The sequence below is a fragment of the Roseateles microcysteis genome (assembly GCF_036880965.1).
Lineage (GTDB): Bacteria > Pseudomonadota > Gammaproteobacteria > Burkholderiales > Burkholderiaceae_C > JAUASW01.
The window spans coordinates 152,252-169,074 of record NZ_JBAJMV010000003.1; the positions used below are offsets into that span (position 1 = coordinate 152,252).

At 68.1% G+C, this 16,823-nt stretch carries 14 protein-coding genes; 8 read left to right on the plus strand and 6 right to left on the minus strand.

The annotated features are described in order from the left end of the window. Window positions 1-321 precede the first annotated feature (321 nt). The 6 genes from V3596_RS09710 to V3596_RS09735 all read left to right on the plus strand — a co-directional run bounded on the left by V3596_RS09710 (window position 322) and on the right by V3596_RS09735 (window position 5,061). Window positions 322-891: a cytochrome b gene (locus V3596_RS09710; RefSeq protein WP_334277515.1), complete on the plus strand. Its 570-nt coding sequence runs from the start codon at window positions 322-324 to the stop codon at window positions 889-891. Continuing rightward, entirely contained in the window at window positions 891-1,514 is a 624-nt protein-coding gene (locus V3596_RS09715; RefSeq protein WP_334277516.1) for a YceI family protein, read from the plus strand. Before V3596_RS09710 ends, V3596_RS09715 begins: the two co-directional genes overlap by 1 nt. Before the next feature lie 68 nt (window positions 1,515-1,582). Next, window positions 1,583-2,155 (plus strand): YceI family protein, encoded by a 573-nt coding sequence (locus V3596_RS09720; RefSeq protein WP_334277517.1) that lies wholly within the window; start codon window positions 1,583-1,585, stop codon window positions 2,153-2,155. 216 nt (window positions 2,156-2,371) lie between these two features. Further along, window positions 2,372-3,781 (plus strand): sensor histidine kinase, encoded by a 1,410-nt coding sequence (locus V3596_RS09725; RefSeq protein ID WP_334277518.1) that lies wholly within the window; start codon window positions 2,372-2,374, stop codon window positions 3,779-3,781. Then, window positions 3,778-4,215, plus strand: coding sequence for a hypothetical protein (locus V3596_RS09730; protein WP_334277519.1), 438 nt, complete (start codon window positions 3,778-3,780; stop codon window positions 4,213-4,215). The genes V3596_RS09725 and V3596_RS09730 overlap by 4 nt, the downstream gene beginning before the upstream one ends. A gap of 9 nt (window positions 4,216-4,224) precedes the next feature. After that, window positions 4,225-5,061: a LytR/AlgR family response regulator transcription factor gene (locus tag V3596_RS09735; protein WP_334277520.1), complete on the plus strand. Its 837-nt coding sequence runs from the start codon at window positions 4,225-4,227 to the stop codon at window positions 5,059-5,061. A 30-nt stretch (window positions 5,062-5,091) separates the two neighbouring features. Here the strand turns inward: V3596_RS09735 and exaC are convergent, their stop codons facing one another. Further along, entirely contained in the window at window positions 5,092-6,612 is a 1,521-nt protein-coding gene (gene exaC / locus V3596_RS09740; protein WP_334277521.1) for an acetaldehyde dehydrogenase ExaC, read from the minus strand. A 291-nt stretch (window positions 6,613-6,903) separates the two neighbouring features. Here exaC and V3596_RS09745 point away from each other — a divergent pair, with 291 nt between their 5' ends. Next, window positions 6,904-8,811: a sigma-54-dependent Fis family transcriptional regulator gene (locus tag V3596_RS09745; protein WP_334277522.1), complete on the plus strand. Its 1,908-nt coding sequence runs from the start codon at window positions 6,904-6,906 to the stop codon at window positions 8,809-8,811. A 3-nt stretch (window positions 8,812-8,814) separates the two neighbouring features. Here the strand turns inward: V3596_RS09745 and V3596_RS09750 are convergent, their stop codons facing one another. Next, window positions 8,815-9,483 carry a lysoplasmalogenase gene (locus V3596_RS09750; RefSeq protein ID WP_334277523.1) on the minus strand — a complete coding sequence of 223 codons (669 nt, stop codon included), beginning with the start codon at window positions 9,481-9,483 and terminating at the stop codon, window positions 8,815-8,817. Window positions 9,484-9,523: 40 nt separating this feature from the next. Between V3596_RS09750 and V3596_RS09755 the strand changes: the two genes are divergently transcribed. Next, window positions 9,524-10,165 carry a hypothetical protein gene (locus V3596_RS09755; protein WP_334277524.1) on the plus strand — a complete coding sequence of 214 codons (642 nt, stop codon included), beginning with the start codon at window positions 9,524-9,526 and terminating at the stop codon, window positions 10,163-10,165. Window positions 10,166-10,188: 23 nt separating this feature from the next. Here the strand turns inward: V3596_RS09755 and V3596_RS09760 are convergent, their stop codons facing one another. From V3596_RS09760 to V3596_RS09775, 4 genes are all read right to left on the minus strand, one after another. Beyond that, entirely contained in the window at window positions 10,189-12,066 is a 1,878-nt protein-coding gene (locus V3596_RS09760) for a putative bifunctional diguanylate cyclase/phosphodiesterase (RefSeq protein ID WP_334277525.1), read from the minus strand. 1 nt (window position 12,067) lies between these two features. Beyond that, a complete protein-coding gene (locus tag V3596_RS09765; protein WP_334277526.1) occupies window positions 12,068-12,586 on the minus strand; it encodes a YfiR family protein in 519 nt (172 codons plus the stop codon). Between the two features lie 12 nt (window positions 12,587-12,598). Beyond that, window positions 12,599-14,536 (minus strand): TonB-dependent receptor plug domain-containing protein, encoded by a 1,938-nt coding sequence (locus tag V3596_RS09770; RefSeq protein WP_334277527.1) that lies wholly within the window; start codon window positions 14,534-14,536, stop codon window positions 12,599-12,601. 121 nt (window positions 14,537-14,657) lie between these two features. Then, a complete protein-coding gene (locus V3596_RS09775; RefSeq protein WP_334277529.1) occupies window positions 14,658-16,733 on the minus strand; it encodes an ATP-dependent helicase in 2,076 nt (691 codons plus the stop codon). Window positions 16,734-16,823 lie beyond the last annotated feature (90 nt).

The window sequence follows — 16,823 nt, forward strand, 5'->3', positions numbered from 1 at the left end:
CCCCCCCCGGGCTTGCGAGCCTGTGAGCCGGAGCGGCATTCAAAAAAAGAGCAATGCCGGCCACCTCCCCCTTTCGGGCCTTGGTGAACCGGCACGGCAACCCCTCCCATCCTCCATGTGATGAGCCCTCTTGCGAGGCTTCTTCACAAGGGGCGCAGTATCGGCAGCACGCCGTGCACAAACCATCCCTCTCAAGGGGGTGCGGGCTGCCACAAGTCGCCCATCCTTCAAATGAACTGAACCATGGCGTCAAGCGCCGTGAACCGCGGGCGGCAGCTCCGCACGGAAACTGACGTCATTCGCAACCCACCGACGCCAGCCATGACGCAAGCCCCCCTCGCCCCCGAGCAGCGCTACAGCCCGCTGGCCATGGCACTGCACTGGCTGCTGGCTGTGGCCATCGTCGGCGCTTTCGGCGTGGGCCTGTACATGACCAGCCTGCCCTTCTCGCCGGCGCGGCTCAAGCTCTACAACTGGCACAAATGGGCCGGTGTGACGATCCTGGCGCTGTCGGCCCTGCGACTGCTGTGGCGCCTGTACCGCAAGCCGCCGGCCGATCTGCCGATGCCGGCCTGGCAGGCCCAGGCCGCCCATATCACCCACGGCGCGCTCTACGCCCTGTTCTTCGCCGTGCCGCTGGCAGGCTGGGCCTACAGCTCGGCTGCCGGCTTTCCCATCGTCTGGTTCGGCCTGCTGCCGCTGCCCGACCTGGTGGGCCCGGACAAGGCCTTGGCCGAGACGCTGAAGCAGGCCCACAAATTCCTGGCCTATGGCCTCGGCGCTCTGGTGCTGGCCCATGTGGCCGCCGCCCTGAAGCACCACTTCATCGACCGCGACGGCCTGGTGCAGCGCATGCTGCCGGCCCTGCCGCCAACAGCAAAGGACCAATGATGAGGACTCTCTCGACCACCCTGCTGGCACTGGCTTCGGCCGCCGTGCTGGCCCTGACGAACAACGCTGCGCAGGCACAGGCCAAGCCCGCCGCGGCCCCCACGACTGCCAAGCCGGCCGCCGCCGCCACGCTCTTGCTGGCTCAGAGCGAGCTGGGCTTCATCAGCAAGCAGATGGGCGTGCCGGTGGACGGCAAGTTCAAGCGCTTTGATGCACAACTGAGCTTCGACCCGAAGAAGCCCGAGGCCGCCAAGGTCGCCTTCGCGATCGAGCTGGCCAGCGCCACGCTCGGCGCACCGGAATTCGACGCCGAGCTGGTCAAGGCCTCCTGGTTCGATGCCAAGCGAGTGCCGCAAGCCACATTCCAGAGCACGGCCGTCAAGGCCGTGGGTGGCGGCAAGTATGAGGTGGCCGGCAAGCTGTCCATCAAGGGCCAGACACGTGACGTGCTCGTGCCGATTGCCCTGAGCCAGGCGGGCGGCACCACCACCGCGACCGGCGGCTTCGTCCTGAAGCGCCTGGAATTCAAGATTGGCGACGGCGAATGGGCCGACACCTCGATGGTCGCCAACGATGTGCAAGTGAAGTTCAAGCTGGCTTTCAGCGGCATTGCACCGCTTTGATCTTGCATCTTCTTCTTTTTCCATTCTTCTCCAGTTTTCTCCCCCAACCCTCCCCAAGGACCGCAACCATGTTGAAGCAAGCCCTCCTCTTCGCCGCAGCCCTGGCCACCGCCGGCATCGCCCAGGCCGAATCGGCCACCTACGCCATCGAGCCGACCCACACCTACGCCACCTTCGAGATCTCGCACTTCGGTGTCTCGACCAACCGCGGCCGTTTCGACAAGAAGGAAGGCTCGGTCACCCTCGACCGCGCCGCCAAGACCGGCAAGGTCGAGATCAGCTTCGACATGAACGGCATCAACACCGGCGCCGCTGCCTTCGACAAGCACCTGAAGAGCGAGGACTTCTTCGACGTGGCCAAGTTCGGCACGGCCAAGTTCGTCGGTGACAAGTTCGTCTTCGACGGCGCCAAGGTGGTCGAGGTGCAGGGTCAGCTGACGCTGAAGGGCAAGACCGCCCCGGTGACGCTGAAGGCCAGCAACTTCGGCTGCTACGACAACCCGATGTTCAAGCGCGAAGTCTGCGGTGGCGACTTCACCGCCGTCATCGACCGCACCCAGTGGGGCGTGGACTACGGTCTGGCCTGGGGTTTCCCCAAGGATGTGCGCCTGGTGATCCAGGTTGAGGCTGTCAAGCAGTAAACGTGAGCCCCTCGCCCGCGACTGCGCGGGCGCCTCACCCCGCCTCGTGACATAGTTCACGAACGAGGCCCGCCATCCGGCGGGCTTTGTTTTTGGGGCCTGCCGACTGTCGCCGGATAGTGCATCTGGGCCCTCCGGGCGCACGGTGCATCGCTCCCTCGCCCCGCCTGACTTTGGGCATGCGTACAGTCCAAACCATCGACAAGGCAGATTCCCATGAGCGCCACCCTCCCCACCAACCCGACCCCCTACCAGCGCTGGCAGCATTTTTCGGCGCTGACGGTCCGCGCATTCCACATCTATGCGGGCTGGCTGGTCAGCATCAGCTGGAAGCGCTTCACCCTGCTCGCCGTTGCCTTGATCATCGGGGCCAACGTCCTGCAGCATCTGCCGCCGTTCAACTTCAAGTTCCGCACCGGCGAGGAAGAGCTGCCCATCGAGGCGCCCAAGATCCCCAAGCTGTCCAAGAAGCGTGCCGCTGACACTCCGGCCATTGCCACGGACAAGCCGATCCACTACGAAATCACCATCGATGACGAAGGCCTGCGCATCGAGCCGCGCAAGGCCGCCGCCGGCGCCAGTGCCGCATCCGGCAACGCCCTCAGCGAAGAGGAGCTGCAGGACCTGCCTTCGATCGCCATCGGCCTGCCCAAGGGCGTGGACCGCGACCAGATGCGCAAGGCGGTCGAGGAAACCCGCAAGGCCATCGAGGAGACGGTGCGCGAAGCCCGCGAACGGGCCCGCGAGCAGGCCATGGACGAGCTGCGCGACCAGGTGGAAGAAGCGCGCAACGCCATGCTCGAATCGAGCCGCGGCCCGCGCACCCGTGTCACCTACGCCCGGCTGGGCGATCTGCTGGACAGCCTGGCCTGGCTGATCGTGCTGTCATCGGCCGTGATCAAGGCCATGTACAAGAGCCGCATCCAGGCCGAAGTGAAGGCAGCCCAGGCCACCGAGACTGCCGAGGCCGAATCGCTGCGCCGCCAGGTCGTCGAAGCCCGCATGGCCGCCATGCAGGCCCAGGTCGAGCCGCACTTCCTGTTCAACACCCTGGCCTCGATCGATCACCTGATCGAAACCGACCCGGCCCGCGCCTCGCAGATGCAGAAGAACCTGATCGCCCTCCTGCGTGCCTCGATGCCGACCATGCGCGAAGCCAACGCGACCGGCGGTGTGCGTGAGCTGGGCCGCGAGATCGCCGTGATCCGCCCCTACCTCGAGATCCTCAAGGTGCGCATGGAAGAACGGCTGCAGACCGAGATCGACGTGCCCGAGGGCCTGCTGTCGGCCGAGTTCCCGCCCATGATGATCCAGAGCCTCGTCGAGAACTCGATCAAGCATGGCCTGGAGCCCAAGGCCGAGGGCGGCAGCCTGAAGGTCAAGGCCGAGATCGTGCACGGCAAGCTGCAGATCACCGTGGCCGACACGGGCCTGGGCTTCGGCCGCGCCGCCACCAGCGGCACCGGCGTGGGCCTGGCCAATATCCGCGAACGCCTCTCGCTGCTCTACGGAGCCAAGGGCACCGTCACCGTCACCGAAAACCAACCCAGCGGCACCGTGGTCACGATTCAAGTGCCCTATCGCAGCCGCACCGACGACTCTTCCAACGAAGGAGCAAAAGCATGAAACGCGTGTTCAAGGTCTTCGCCGTCTTCACCCTGCTGATCCTGATCGCGGCCATCTCCGGCGGCTTCAGCCTCTGGCACCACATTGGTGATCATCAAGGCATGTCGATCACGGTCAATGGCGAGGAGATGATTCTTGGTGCGCTCGACCTGGGCGACATCATCGGCGGCGCCGTGGGACTGGCCATCGCTGCGGTGGTGGTGCTGGTGGTCGTGCCGCTGTGCCTGCTGGTGGGCATCGGCCTGCCGCTGCTGATCGTTGGCGCGGTACTGGCGCTTGGTGTGCTGGCTGCGCTGAGCGTCGGTGCCGTGGTGTTCTCGCCGCTGATCCTGATCGGCCTCGTGCTGTGGCTGCTGCTGCGCCGCAAGCCGGCCAAGCCGCTGCCGCCCCAGGCTCCGGCGACACCGGTCGAACCTGCGCTGATCCACGACTAACATCGGCGCATGAACGACACCAACCACACCCCTCGCGTGCGCGCGGTCCTGGCCGACGACGAACGCTTGATGCGCGAGCAACTGCGCAGCCGCCTGACCGAGGTTTGGCCCGACCTGGACATCGTCGCCGAAGCCAAGAATGGCATCGAGGCCGTCGAGCTGGTCAAGGAGCACAAGCCGGACCTGGTGTTCCTGGACATCCGCATGCCCGGCCTGACCGGCGTCGACGCCGCCAGGCAGATCGCCCAGCTGCCGGAAGACGAGGACTGGCTGCTGCCCGAGATCGTCTTCATCACGGCCTACGACCAGTACGCGGTCGAAGCCTTCGAGCAGGGTGTGGCCGATTACGTGCTGAAGCCCGCCGAACGCGAGCGGCTGCAGGTGACAGTGGAGCGGGTCAAGAAGCGCCTCTCGCAGCGCCACAGCAATGAGCCGGTGCCCGACGACGGCAAGCCCGCCGCGCCGATGCAGCAGCTCCTGCACAAGCTCTCGGCCCAGCTCAACCCGGGCAGCGCGCCGGCCTATCTGCAGTGGATCCAGGCCACCGTGGGCCAGGCTATCCAGATGATCCCGGTCGAGGACGTGCTGTTCTTCATCAGCGACGAGAAGTACACGCGGGTGCAGACCGCCACGCTGGAAGCGCTGATCCGCAAGCCGATCAAGGAACTCGTGGACGAGCTGGACCCCAAGCTGTTCTGGCAGATCCACCGCTCGACGCTGGTGAACGTGAAGGCCATCAACGGCATCACACGCGATTTCCGCGGCCGCCAACTGGTGGGCGTGAAAGGCCTGACCGAGAAGCTCGAGGTCAGCCGCAGCTACACGCACTTGTTCAAGGGCATGTGAGCACAAGGGGCCCTCGGGCCCCTTGTCTGCTCAGAAGAAGCCGAGCTTGTTCGGCGAGTAGCTGACCAGCAGGTTCTTGGTCTGCTGGTAGTGGTCCAGCATGGCCTTGTGGGTCTCGCGGCCGATGCCGGATTCCTTGTAGCCGCCGAAGGCCGCATGCGCCGGGTAGGCGTGATAGCAGTTGGTCCACACGCGGCCGGCCTGGATGGCGCGGCCCAGGCGGTAGGCGCGGCTGCCGTCGCGGGTCCAGACACCGGCGCCGAGGCCGTAGGGCGTGTCGTTGGCGATCTGCAGCGCCTCGGCCTCGTCCTTGAAGGTGGTCACGGCCAGCACCGGACCGAAAATCTCCTCGCGGAAGATGCGCATCTGATTGTGGCCCTGGAACAGCGTAGGCTGGATGTAGTAGCCGCCCGCCAGATCGCCGCCGAGGTCGGCGCGGCTGCCACCGATCAGCACCTTGGCGCCCTCTTCCTTGCCGAGCGCAAGGTAGCCCTGGATCTTGTCCATCTGCAGGGCCGAGGCCTGGGCGCCCATCATGGTGTCGGTATCGAGCGGGTTACCCTGCTTGATCGCGGCGACACGCTTGATGGCACGCTCCATGAAGCGCTCGTAGATGCTCTCCTGGATCAGCGCGCGGCTGGGGCAGGTGCAGACCTCGCCCTGGTTGAACGCGAACAGCACCAGGCCCTCGATCGCCTTGTCGAGGAAGGCGTCGTCCTCGGCCATCACGTCGTCGAAGAACAGGTTGGGGCTCTTGCCACCCAGCTCCAGCGTGGCCGGAATCAGGTTGCCGGCGGCGGCCTGGGCGATCACGCGGCCGGTGGCGGTGGAACCGGTGAAGGCGATCTTGGCGATGCGCTTGCTCTGGGCCAGCGGCATGCCGGCCTCGCGACCGAAGCCGTTGACCACGTTCAGCACGCCGGGCGGCAGCAGGTCGGCGATCAGCTCGGCCAGGACGAGGATGCTGATGGGCGTGCTCTCGGCCGGCTTGAGCACCACGCAGTTGCCGGCACCCAGCGCGGGCGCCAGCTTCCAGGCCGCCATCAGGATGGGGAAGTTCCAGGGAATGATCTGGCCAACGACGCCCAGCGGCTCATGGAAGTGGTACGCGATCGTGTGGCCGTCGATCTCGCTGAGCGCACCCTCCTGGGCCCGCACGCAGCCGGCGAAGTAGCGGAAATGATCGACCGCCAACGGGATGTCGGCGTTCAGCGTCTCGCGGATCGGCTTGCCGTTGTCCACAGTCTCGGCATAAGCCAACAGCTCCAGGTTCTGCTCGAGCCGGTCGGCGATCTTCAAAAGGATGCCGGCGCGCTCGGCCGGCGGCACGGCGGCCCACTGGGCTGCTGCGGCGTGGGCGGCATCGAGCGCGAGTTCGATGTCCTCGGCACCGGAACGCGCGGCCTGGGTGTAGACACGGCCATTGATCGGCGTGACCACGTCGAAGTACTGGCCCTTGAGCGGCGGCTGGAAGCGGCCGTTGATGAAGTTGTCGTAGCGCGGCTTGTAGGCGATGCGGGCGTCGGGCGTGCCCGGGGCGGCGTAGATCATGGTCAGTCTCCTGTGTTTGTCGTGAATCGGTGCCTGCTGGCATCCGCGCCGCTTAATTGCAGGGATCGTGCCAGGGGCCGGATCGGCAGCCTGGCGGCCCATTCCCGCAAGAACCGGGTCAGGCGGCGCGCGCAGACTGTGCCGACGACGCAGGCCTGTGCTGCGGGACTGTCACGCGATGGAGCAGTTGCAACCGCAATCCGGCTGAACCGCTTCCGTGGCGCGGGGCCCGGCCCTAGGGTCGCTGCCAGACGGCGCCCGACCTGGAGCCCCGCAAGGAGACAACGAGTGATGTGGACCCTGCCCCTGGCCGCTGCCGCGCGGCCGCGCCCCGACGGCCGCAGCCTGCGCCAGGCCCGCCGCGCCCTGCTGGAGGCCGGCGCGCCGCCCAGCGGCCTGCTTGACGCCGCGGTGGAGGCCAGCTGGCAGCGCAGCCTGGCCCATGGGCTGGAGCCGCAGGGCCGCTCGGCCGGCGTGCCCCATGCCTCGGCCGCCCAGTTGCGCCGCGCCCAGGAGCAGCGCCGCCAGCTGCTGGCCCAGGCGCGGCCGGTGATGGAATTCGTCCACGACCAGATTCGCGATGCCGGCCAGATCGTCATGCTGGCCGATGCCGAGGGCATGCTGCTCGAGGCCCTCGGTGACACCGGCTTTGCCGACAAGGCGGCCCGCGTGGCGCTGCGCCCTGGTGCCAACTGGCTGGAGCAGTGGCGCGGCACCAATGCCATCGGCACGGCCCTGGCCGAGGGCCGGCCGCTGATGGTCCACGGCGGCGAACACTTCCTGGAGCGCAATGGCTTCCTGACCTGCGCCGCCACGCCGATCTGGGGACCGGATGGCCGCCTGCTGGGCGTGCTGGACATCTCCGGCGACCAGCGCGGCGAGCACCGCCATGCGCTGGGCCTGGTGCGCGCCGCCGGCCGCATGCTGGAGCACCAGCTCTTCGAGGCGCGGCACGGCGCCGGCCTGAGGCTGCGGCTGCATGGCCGGCCCGAAGGCCTGGGCACCGTGGTCGAAGGCCTGCTGGCACTGGACGAGGACGGCCGCATCCTTGGCGCCAACCGGACAGCCCTCGAGCTGCTGCGCCTGCCGGCCTCGGCCGTCGGCCAGTGGCAACTGGACGCGGTGATGGAGCAGGCCGTGGCCGCGCTGCGTCAGCGCGGCGGCCCGCAGGCGGTCGAGGGCACGGCGGCCGGCACGCTGTGGGCCCGGCTCGACGGCGCGCGCCGCGGGCCGTCCGCGGCCCCGGTCCCCGCCCAGGTCAAGCTGCCTGCACCGCGCGACGCACTGCAGCAGCTGGACAGCGGCGATGCCGCGCTGGCCCAGCAGATCGCCCGCGCCCGCCGCGTGCTCGACAAGCCCATCCCGCTGCTGCTGCAGGGCGAGTCGGGCGTGGGCAAGGAGCTGTTCGCGCGCGCCTGCCACGACAGCGGGCCGCGCGCCGCCCGGCCCTTCGTCGCCGTCAACTGCGCGGCCCTGCCCGAATCCCTGATCGAGGCCGAGCTGTTCGGCTACCGCGGCGGTGCCTTCACCGGCGCGCGGCGCGAAGGTGCGCCCGGCCGGCTGCGCGAAGCGGCGGGCGGCACACTGTTCCTCGACGAGATCGGCGACATGCCGCTGGCCCTGCAGGCCCGCCTGCTGCGCGTGCTGCAGGAGCGGCAGGTGCAGCCCCTGGGCGGCGGCGCGCCGGTCGACCTGGACTTCGCCCTGATCGCCGCCAGCCACCGGCCGCTGCGCGAGCTGGTGCAGCAGGGCCGCTTCCGCGAAGACCTGTACTACCGGCTCAACGGCCTGATGCTGAGGCTGCCGCCGCTGCGCGAACGCAGCGACCTGGCAGGCCTGATCGCGCAGCTGCTGCACGACCTGGCACCGGGCCGGCCGCTGACGCTGGCGCCTGCGCTGGCCCAGGCCTTCGCCGCCCATGCCTGGCCCGGCAATGTGAGGCAGCTCGCCCAGGTGCTGCGCACGGCCGTGGCCCTGCTGGACGATGATGAGACACAAATAGTGCAGGCCCACCTGCCGGAAGACCTGCTCGACGACCTGATGCTGCAGGCAGCATCCGCGCCCCTGGAGACCGAGGACCTGCGCACCCTCGCCTCGCAGCGCATGCAGCAGATGCTGCGCGACTGCCATGGCAACGTCTCCGAGGCGGCGCGCCGCCTGGGTGTCAGCCGCAATACCTTGTACCGGCGGCTGCGCTGAGCCTCAGTCCCGCGCGGCCGGGGCCAGCCAGCTGGCGATGCACCACTGCGCGGCCCAGTAGGTCGGCAGCACCAACAGGGCCGCCAGCGGCTGCGGGCCGGCGAACTTGTTGGTGGCCAGACAGGCGTCGGAGATCACGAACAGCAGGCCCCCCAAGGCCAGCACGCGGTTGCCGGGCGTGAACGACCGCTTGGCCAGCACCAGGGTCTGCGCGCCCATGGCGCTCAGGCACAGCACGTAGACGACGACCGGCCCTTGCAGCGGCGCCGGCACGCCAGCCCACAGGCGGCTGAGGATGAAGCCGGCCAGCAGGCCGTACGCGAGGAAGGCCCAGGGCCAGGCGGCCAGGCGCTGCACCCTTGTGAACGCCCAGAGGTAGCACAGATGCGCAACCAGGAAGGAGACCAAGCCTGGCAGAAAGCCCTGTTGCGGCCACAGCAAGGCGATGTCGCCGGCCAGCGAGGCAAGCAGCCCGGCAAGTATCCAGCGCCGCTGCGCCAGACCCGACCCTCGCTGCCAGGCGTAGGCGAGTATCAGGATCGTGGTCAGCGGCTTGAAGACGAAGAACAGCGCCGGCGGGCCGCCGAAAGCGCTCAACCCCACGGCAATGAGGGCGCTGAGAAAAATCAGGAAATCGAACTTGGACAGGGTCATGCCTGCCATTCTGCTCATGCGAAACTTCTGCCCCACACGGTACATCCCCTCGCATGCCATGAAAAAAATGCTGGCCCGATTCTCGCTGCTGCTCCTGCTGGCCTGCTCCGCGGCCCAGGCCCAGGACAGGAAAGGAGCCGCCGCCGGCCCTTGCGGCGGCACGACCGCCCATTGGGACTGCCCCGGTGCCCTCGAGCTGCGCGACGACAAGCTGGGCTCGGCGGCGCGCCTGCTCTGGTTCGACAACGGCGAGTTGCTGGGCGAGCGTCAGTCCGGCGCGGACAAGCAAAGCTACCTGGTGCTGCTGCCGTCCCGGCGCGTGTTCTATTCGAACGTGCCGCCGCTAAACCTGGGCATCCCGGCCACCAATCCCTTCAACCGCTACGACCGCGTATTCGCCACCGCACTGGGCGCGCTGAAGTCAGCCTTCGAAGCCGGGCCGTCCTCGGTGCCGATCGGCGAGAAGAGGAACGAGGTGAAGCTGAACGGCAAGCCTGTGCTGCTCACGACCTGGCGCAAGCCGGGCGACCTGCTGGTCAGCTTCGAACTCAGCCCCGAAGGTGAGCCCGTGCATCGCGGCCACTGGGATGTGCGCCGCCCGGCGCCCTGGGAAGACAAGGTCAGCCTGGAGGGCTGGCTGAACCCGCGCGGCGAGCCGGCGCCCGCCACCGCTGGCGAGGGCCGCAAGCCGCAGGAGTGATTGCACGCCCGCCGACCCGCCGTTCAGGCCTCGATCAAGGTGCGCTGCCCCTGCTGCTGTGAGTGCAGCAGCCCGGCCAGTTGCACCGGCGCCAGCGGGCGCGACAGGCCAAAGCCCTGGAACAGGTCGCAACCCATGTCGACCAGGCACTGCCAGTCGGCCCGTTCCTCGACACCTTCGGCGACGACCAGCATCTGCATGGCCTGGGCCACGCGTATCACCGACTCGACCAGCATGTGGCCTTCGGTGCTGTTGGCCAGACCGTGGATGAACAGACGATCAATCTTCAGCTTGCGGCAGCGCATGCGCCGCAGGTAGGCCAGGGAGCTGTAACCGGTGCCGAAATCATCGATCGCCAGTGCATAGCCCTGGCTCTGCAGCAGGGCCACCATCGAATCAGGCTGGTCGAGGTCCTCGAACACCGAACTCTCGGTCAGCTCGAACTCGACCGTCTGCGGCCCGAGCCCGTGCCGGGCCAGCGCCTCCAGCAGACGCTCGCGGTCGCGCGGCCGCCGGCATTGGCGCGACGACAGGTTCAGCGCCACCGGCGGGCAGACCAGTCCCTGGGAATGCCAGTCACGCAAGTCCGCCGCCAGCCGCTCGATCGCGTTCAGGCCCAGCTCGACGATCAGGCCTGATGCCTCGGCCAGCGGGATGAACTCGGCCGGAGAAACCCAGCCGCAGCGCGCATGCCGCCAGCGCGCCAGCGCCTCCATCGAGACCAGCCGACCCTCGCGGTCGAAGATCGGCTGGTAGGCCAGGCTCAGCTGCCGCGCCGCCAGGGCCTCGCGCAGGTCCTGCTCCAGGCCGAGCCGCGCGCGCAGCGATTCGCCCAGTTCGAGCGAATACAGCTGGTAGCCATCCTTGCCGAGCCGCTTGGCCTGGTACATCGCCGCGTCGGCGCACTGCATCGCCTCGTCGGGGTCCAGCGCGTGGGCCGGCAGCAGCGCCAAACCCACCGAAACATGGACGCGCAGCCAGTCGCCTTCCTCGTCCACCAGCTGCGGCAGCAGCTGCACAACCCGTGAGGCCACATCGCGGGCCAGCGCCTCGTCGACCGGGGCCGCCAGCAGCATCGCGAATTCGTCACCGGCCAGGCGCGCCACCAGGTCGTCCGGGCGCAGCAGGCCGCGCAGCCGTTGCGCCACCGCCTGCAGCACCCGGTCCCCGGCCGCATGGCCATGGTTGTCGTTGATCTGCTTGAAGTTGTCGAGGTCGATGAACAGCAGCGCGGCCGGCGTGCCGTTTTGCGCCGCCTCGGCCGCCGCGCTAGCCAGCGCCAGTCGCAGTGTCTCGCGATTGGGCAGGTCGGTCAGCGCGTCGTGGTGGGCCAGGTAGCGCGTGCGGCGCTCGGCTTCGCGCACATCGGCACGCAGCCGGTGCGAGGCTAGCCAGGCCAGGCCGAGCGCCGCGAACAGCATGCCCAGCGCGGTGCCGACGAAGTTCAGCAGGTCGAGCCAGACGCCCAGCCGGCTCGCCCGCACGACGAGCCGGCCCACCGTGTCCTGTTTGGCCCGGACCGGCGCCACCACCTGCACCTGGCCGGCCAGCGTGTCCAGCCGGTGACGCGGGCGCGGCGGACGGGCATAGGACGCGAGCACGCCATTGGCAGTGTCCAGCAGCACGGCCTGGTCGACCGCATCCGAGCTCTTGAAGGCGCTCAGGATCTCGGCCGCGTCCCCGGCGTTGTCGAACAGCAGCGCGGCCGATGCAGTGTCGGCCACCATGTCGGCCTGCACCTGCAGGTCTTCGCGCAGGCGCTGGTCCAGCCGTGCGTACTGCACCAGGGTCAGCATCAGCGCGAACACCAGCAAGGCACCCAGGGCCAGCAATGCCTCGCGCTGCTGCTCGAACAGCAGCCGCAGCCAGCGCCAGCTTCGCAACGAGCCTGAGGCCTTCATCTCAGCGCTTCCTCACGTAGCGCGCCAGGCGCAGCAGCTTGGCGCTGATCTCCAGGCCGGCCCGCCGCGTCGCGTCGAGGTCGACGTCGAAGACCACGCGGCCGTCCTCGACCTGCAGATTCAGCATGGCGCCACGATCCAGCATCCCGGGGGCCTCGGCCACCAGCAGCGTCGCGCCTGTCGCGACGCCGCTCCAGTCCTGGGCCGGGCCGACCAGCGCCACGTGACAAGCTGCCAGCTGACGATCGCGCAGCGCCCGCAGCCGCAGCGCATGCTCGTTCACCGCCGGCGCGGCCAGCGCCCCGAGGGCCTGTGCCAGCGGTGAATCGTCGGCCAGGCAGAGGTGCAAGGGCTGGCCCGGGCCGAGGCTGGCCGCGGGCCAATCCACGAAGCGCAGGGCCTTAATCAGGATCTGCGCCTTCAGCTGGGCCGCCGTGTCGGCCTGGGCCCGGACCTCGGCCACCAGCGACAGGGCCAGCAGCAGCAAGCCGAGAGTTCGCGTCAGGGGCCGGTTCGACATGGCTGCCCAGGCTCAGAAAGCGAGCTGCCAGTCGAGCTGCAGGCTGCGCCGCGCCTGCGGCACACGCTGCAGCGCTTCGTTCTCGGGGCCGGCGGGATCCCAGTAGCGGGCATCGCCGAGGTTGCGCACGCGCAGTCCCAGCACCTGGCCCTGCCAGCCAGTGAAGCGCAGCAGTCCGTTGACCAGCACATGGCCCGGCACGCGCACGCGGCCCTCACGCGCACCCATCGCCTGCCCCTCCAGGCCGAGGCTCCAGTGGGCCGCCAGCGGCAGGATCAGGTGACCCTTGAGCAGCCAGGACGGCGAGTTGCTGAGCCTCTGTCCGGCGCTGCGGGCCTGCATCAGCGAGAGATCGATGCGCCAATGGAAGTCGCTGCGGCCACGCTGCTCCACGCCGAGATCAAAGCCGCGCGTGGCGACACGCGAGAGGTTTTCGTAGCGCCCGAGGCTGGTATCGTCGATCGGCACGATCTCGATCATGCCGAGTAGGCGTGTCTGGTAGAGGTTGAAGCTCAGCGCGGTCTGCGCGTCGAGACTGCGCTCCCAGGCCAGCTCCATCGTCTGCAGCCGTTCGGGCAACAGCCCGGTATTGGCCTGCTGCGAAACCCCGTCCGCATAGAAGCGTTCCGCCAGGTTGGGCGCACGGAACGAGCGACCCAGCATCAGCTTGATCGATTCTTCCGGTCGCGGCCGGTAAACCAGCGCGAGGCGCGGTGACCATTCGGCGCGAAAGTCCTTGATCGCATCGAGGCGCAGGCCGGCGGTCAGTTGCCAGCTCTCGCTCAGCCGCCATTGGTCCTGCGCGTAAAGCCCCAGCGAGTGGCTCGATTCACGGCTGTCCAGCACCGAGGCAAAGGGCTGCTCGTCGAAGTTGCGCTGGTGCACGCCCGGCACCGTGCGCGCGTCCAGCCCGAGCATCAGGTCGTGGTTGAGCCAGCCCTTCCACTGCAGCCTCGCGTCGACGCTGCCCCAGCGGGCTGCGGCCTGATCACGATTGATCAGACCCTGGTCGTAGACATAGCGGCCGTCGAAGCTGCTTTGCGCCAGGCCGACGCGCAGGCTGCGCCGCAGAGCGTCCCGCCACCCTTCGTCGTAGCTGAGCTCGACATGCGCGTACCTGTCACGGTAGCGCGTACCCGCCACACCAGGCTGCGTTCCATAGGGCGCGGTGGGCACATCCTTGTCGCGCTGCATGGCGCTCAGCGTCGCGCGCCAGTCGCCGCGGCGGTACTTGGCGAACAGGCTGGCATGGCGCATGCCGTCGAGGCCCGACACGCGGCCACCGGGCAGGCCAAGCTCGGGCAGCTCCAGGTCCTCGCCATCGCTGCGCTGAAAGTTGGCGCCGACGAACAGGTCGCCGCCGCCGGCATCGACGCCGCCGTACTGCAGCATCGCACGACGACTGCCGAAACTACCCAGCGAGCCCTGAAGGCGCAGCCCCGGCGCGTCGGCGCCATCCTGCGTCACCAGGTTGACCACTCCCAGGAGCGCATTGCCACCATAGACCGAGGAACTGGGGCCATGCACCAGCTCCACCCGCTTGATCCATTCCGCGACGAGCGGGAACTCGTACTCGGGCAGCGCCTGATCATAGGTCGCATCGTTGCTGCGGAAGCCGTCGATGGCCATCAGCAGGCGGGCGTTGTAGTCGCCAGGCCGGTTGAGGCCACGCATGCCGACCGAGATGTACTGGCGCGAGTGGCTGAAATAGATGCCGGGCAGGCGGGCCATCATGTCGGCGACGGTGGCGTGGCCGAGCAGGGCCGACTCGCGCCGGCCGATCACGCTTACCGCAGCCGGCGCATCCAGCAGGCTCTGCGCATAGCGCGACGGCCCCTGCACCTCGCGCTGCAGCAATGCCTCGAGGCTGTCGTCATCGGCCGCCCAGGCCGCCGGCAGCAGGGCAACGCCCAGCAAGCCCACAGCCCACCTCTGCCTGCGCTTGTTCATCATGGTCTTGGCACTGTCCCAACGCGATCAGCAATCCTAAGCGCAGCGGCGCCGGCCCGGCGTTGCAAATGTCCGGAATCCGGGCGCCGCAGAGGCCGGGCGAACGGCGGCGTCGCGCCGCTCAGGACTTGTCGGCAGCTTGGGCTGCGCTCGACGCCGCCCCCTTTGCAGCAAACGCCTCGCGCAGCCGCTTGAGCTTCTCGCGCGGGTCTTCCTTGACCGACGACTCGTGCAGTTTCATCTCGAGGATGAAGCGGCTCGGGATGCCCATCACCAGCTCGCGCGCCTTGCGCCGCCGGCGAAGGGTGCTGACCGCCAGGGTCTTGCGGGCACGGGTGATGCCCACGTACATGAGGCGGCGTTCTTCCTCGAGCCGCTGGGCCGTCATCTCTTCGTCGTCGGCCTTGAAGGGCAGGAGCCCTTCGTTGACGCCGGCCAGGAAGACATGCGGCCATTCCAGGCCCTTGCTGGCATGCAGGGTGGTCAGCACGACCTGGTCCTGGTCTTCGTTGCGCTCGGCCATCGAGAGGATCACGCTGATGGTCTGCGCGACCTGCAGCACGGTCTGCTTTTCGGTCTCGAACTTGCCGCCGTCCTCCTGGATCTCGCCGCCGCAGCGCTTGGCCACCCAGTCGACGAAATCGAGCACGTTGTTCCAGCGCGCGGCCGCGACCTTCTCGTTCTCTTCGTTGTCGTAGAGATGCTGTTCGTAGGCGATGTCGCTGAGCCATTCCAGCAGCAGCACTTTCGCTTCCTTCGCACCTGACGTGTGACGAGCCTTGTATTCCAGCTCGTTCACATAGCGGCCGAATTCGTGGAGCGAGCCGATCTGCTTGGCACTCAGCGCCGTGCCGAGGCTCTCGGCAAACAGCGCTTCGTACATGCTGCACTTCCACTTGCCGGCGAACTGGCTCAGCCCGGCGATGGTCTGGTGGCCGATGCCGCGCTTCGGTGTGGTCACCGCGCGCAGGAAGGCCGGGTCGTCATCCTGGTTCACCAGGAGCCGCAACCAGCCGCACAGGTCCTTGATCTCGGCCTTGTCGAAGAAACTCTGGCCACCGCTGACCTTGTAGGGAATGTTCGCGCGGCGCAGTGCCTGTTCAAAAGGCCGTGATTGGTGGTTGGCGCGGTAGAGGATGGCGAAGTCCTTGAACTCAATGCCGGCGCCGCCCTGGCCACGTATCGCCTGGATGCGCGAGACGGCGCGCTCGGCCTCGTGGTCTTCGCCATCGGACTCGACCAGGGCCACCGGCTCGCCATCACCGAACTCGCTCCACAGCTTCTTGTCGAAGATCTTCGGATTGACCGCGATGACGTTGTTGGCCGCGCGCAGGATGGCGCCGGTGGAGCGGTAGTTCTGCTCCAGCGGAATCACCTTCAGTTGCGGGAAGTCCAGCGGCAGGCGCTTCAGGTTCTCGATGGTCGCGCCGCGCCAGCCGTAGATGCTCTGGTCGTCGTCGCCCACGGCCGTGAACAGCGCGCGCTCACCGACCAGTTGCTTCAGGAGGTCGTACTGCACCGCATTGGTGTCCTGGTACTCGTCGACCAGCACATAGCGAAGGGTGTCCTGCCACTTGCCGCGCGCCTCGGCATCTTCGGTGAGGAGCTTCAGCGGCAGGGAGATCAGGTCGTCGAAGTCAACCGCCTGGTAGGCCGCGAGACGCTCCTGGTACTTGGTCATCACGATGGCCGCGGTGCGCTCGTTCTCGTCCTTGGCCTGCGCGGCGGCTTGCGCAGCGTTCAGGCCCATGTTCTTCCACAGCGAGATCGTCCATTGCCAGGAGCGCGCCTGGTTGGCATCCGTCGTGCCGCCGGCATCACGCAGCACGGAGAGCACGTCGTCGCTGTCGAGGATGGAGAACTGCTCTTTCAGCCCGACGCGCGTGCCCTCCTGGCGCAGGATGCGCACGCCCAGGCTGTGGAAGGTCGAGATCGCCAGGTCCTTGGCGGCGCGGGGCCCGACCAGCGCCTTGGCCCGCTCGCGCATTTCCTGCGCGGCCTTGTTGGTGAAGGTGATGGCGGCGATATTGCGCGCCGCGTAGCCAGACTTCAGCAACTGGCCGATCTTGGTCGTGATCACTCGCGTCTTGCCCGAGCCGGCACCGGCCACCACCAGGCAGGGCCCGGTCAGGTGGTAGACCGCCTCCAATTGCGCGGGGTTGAGCGTGGCGGCAGCGTCGAGAGGCGGGGAGGACATCGGGGAAGGGCACGAACGGCACGGACGGCACGGACGGCAATAACGGCAATAACGGCACTAACGGCACTATGGGGGCCGACCATGATAGCG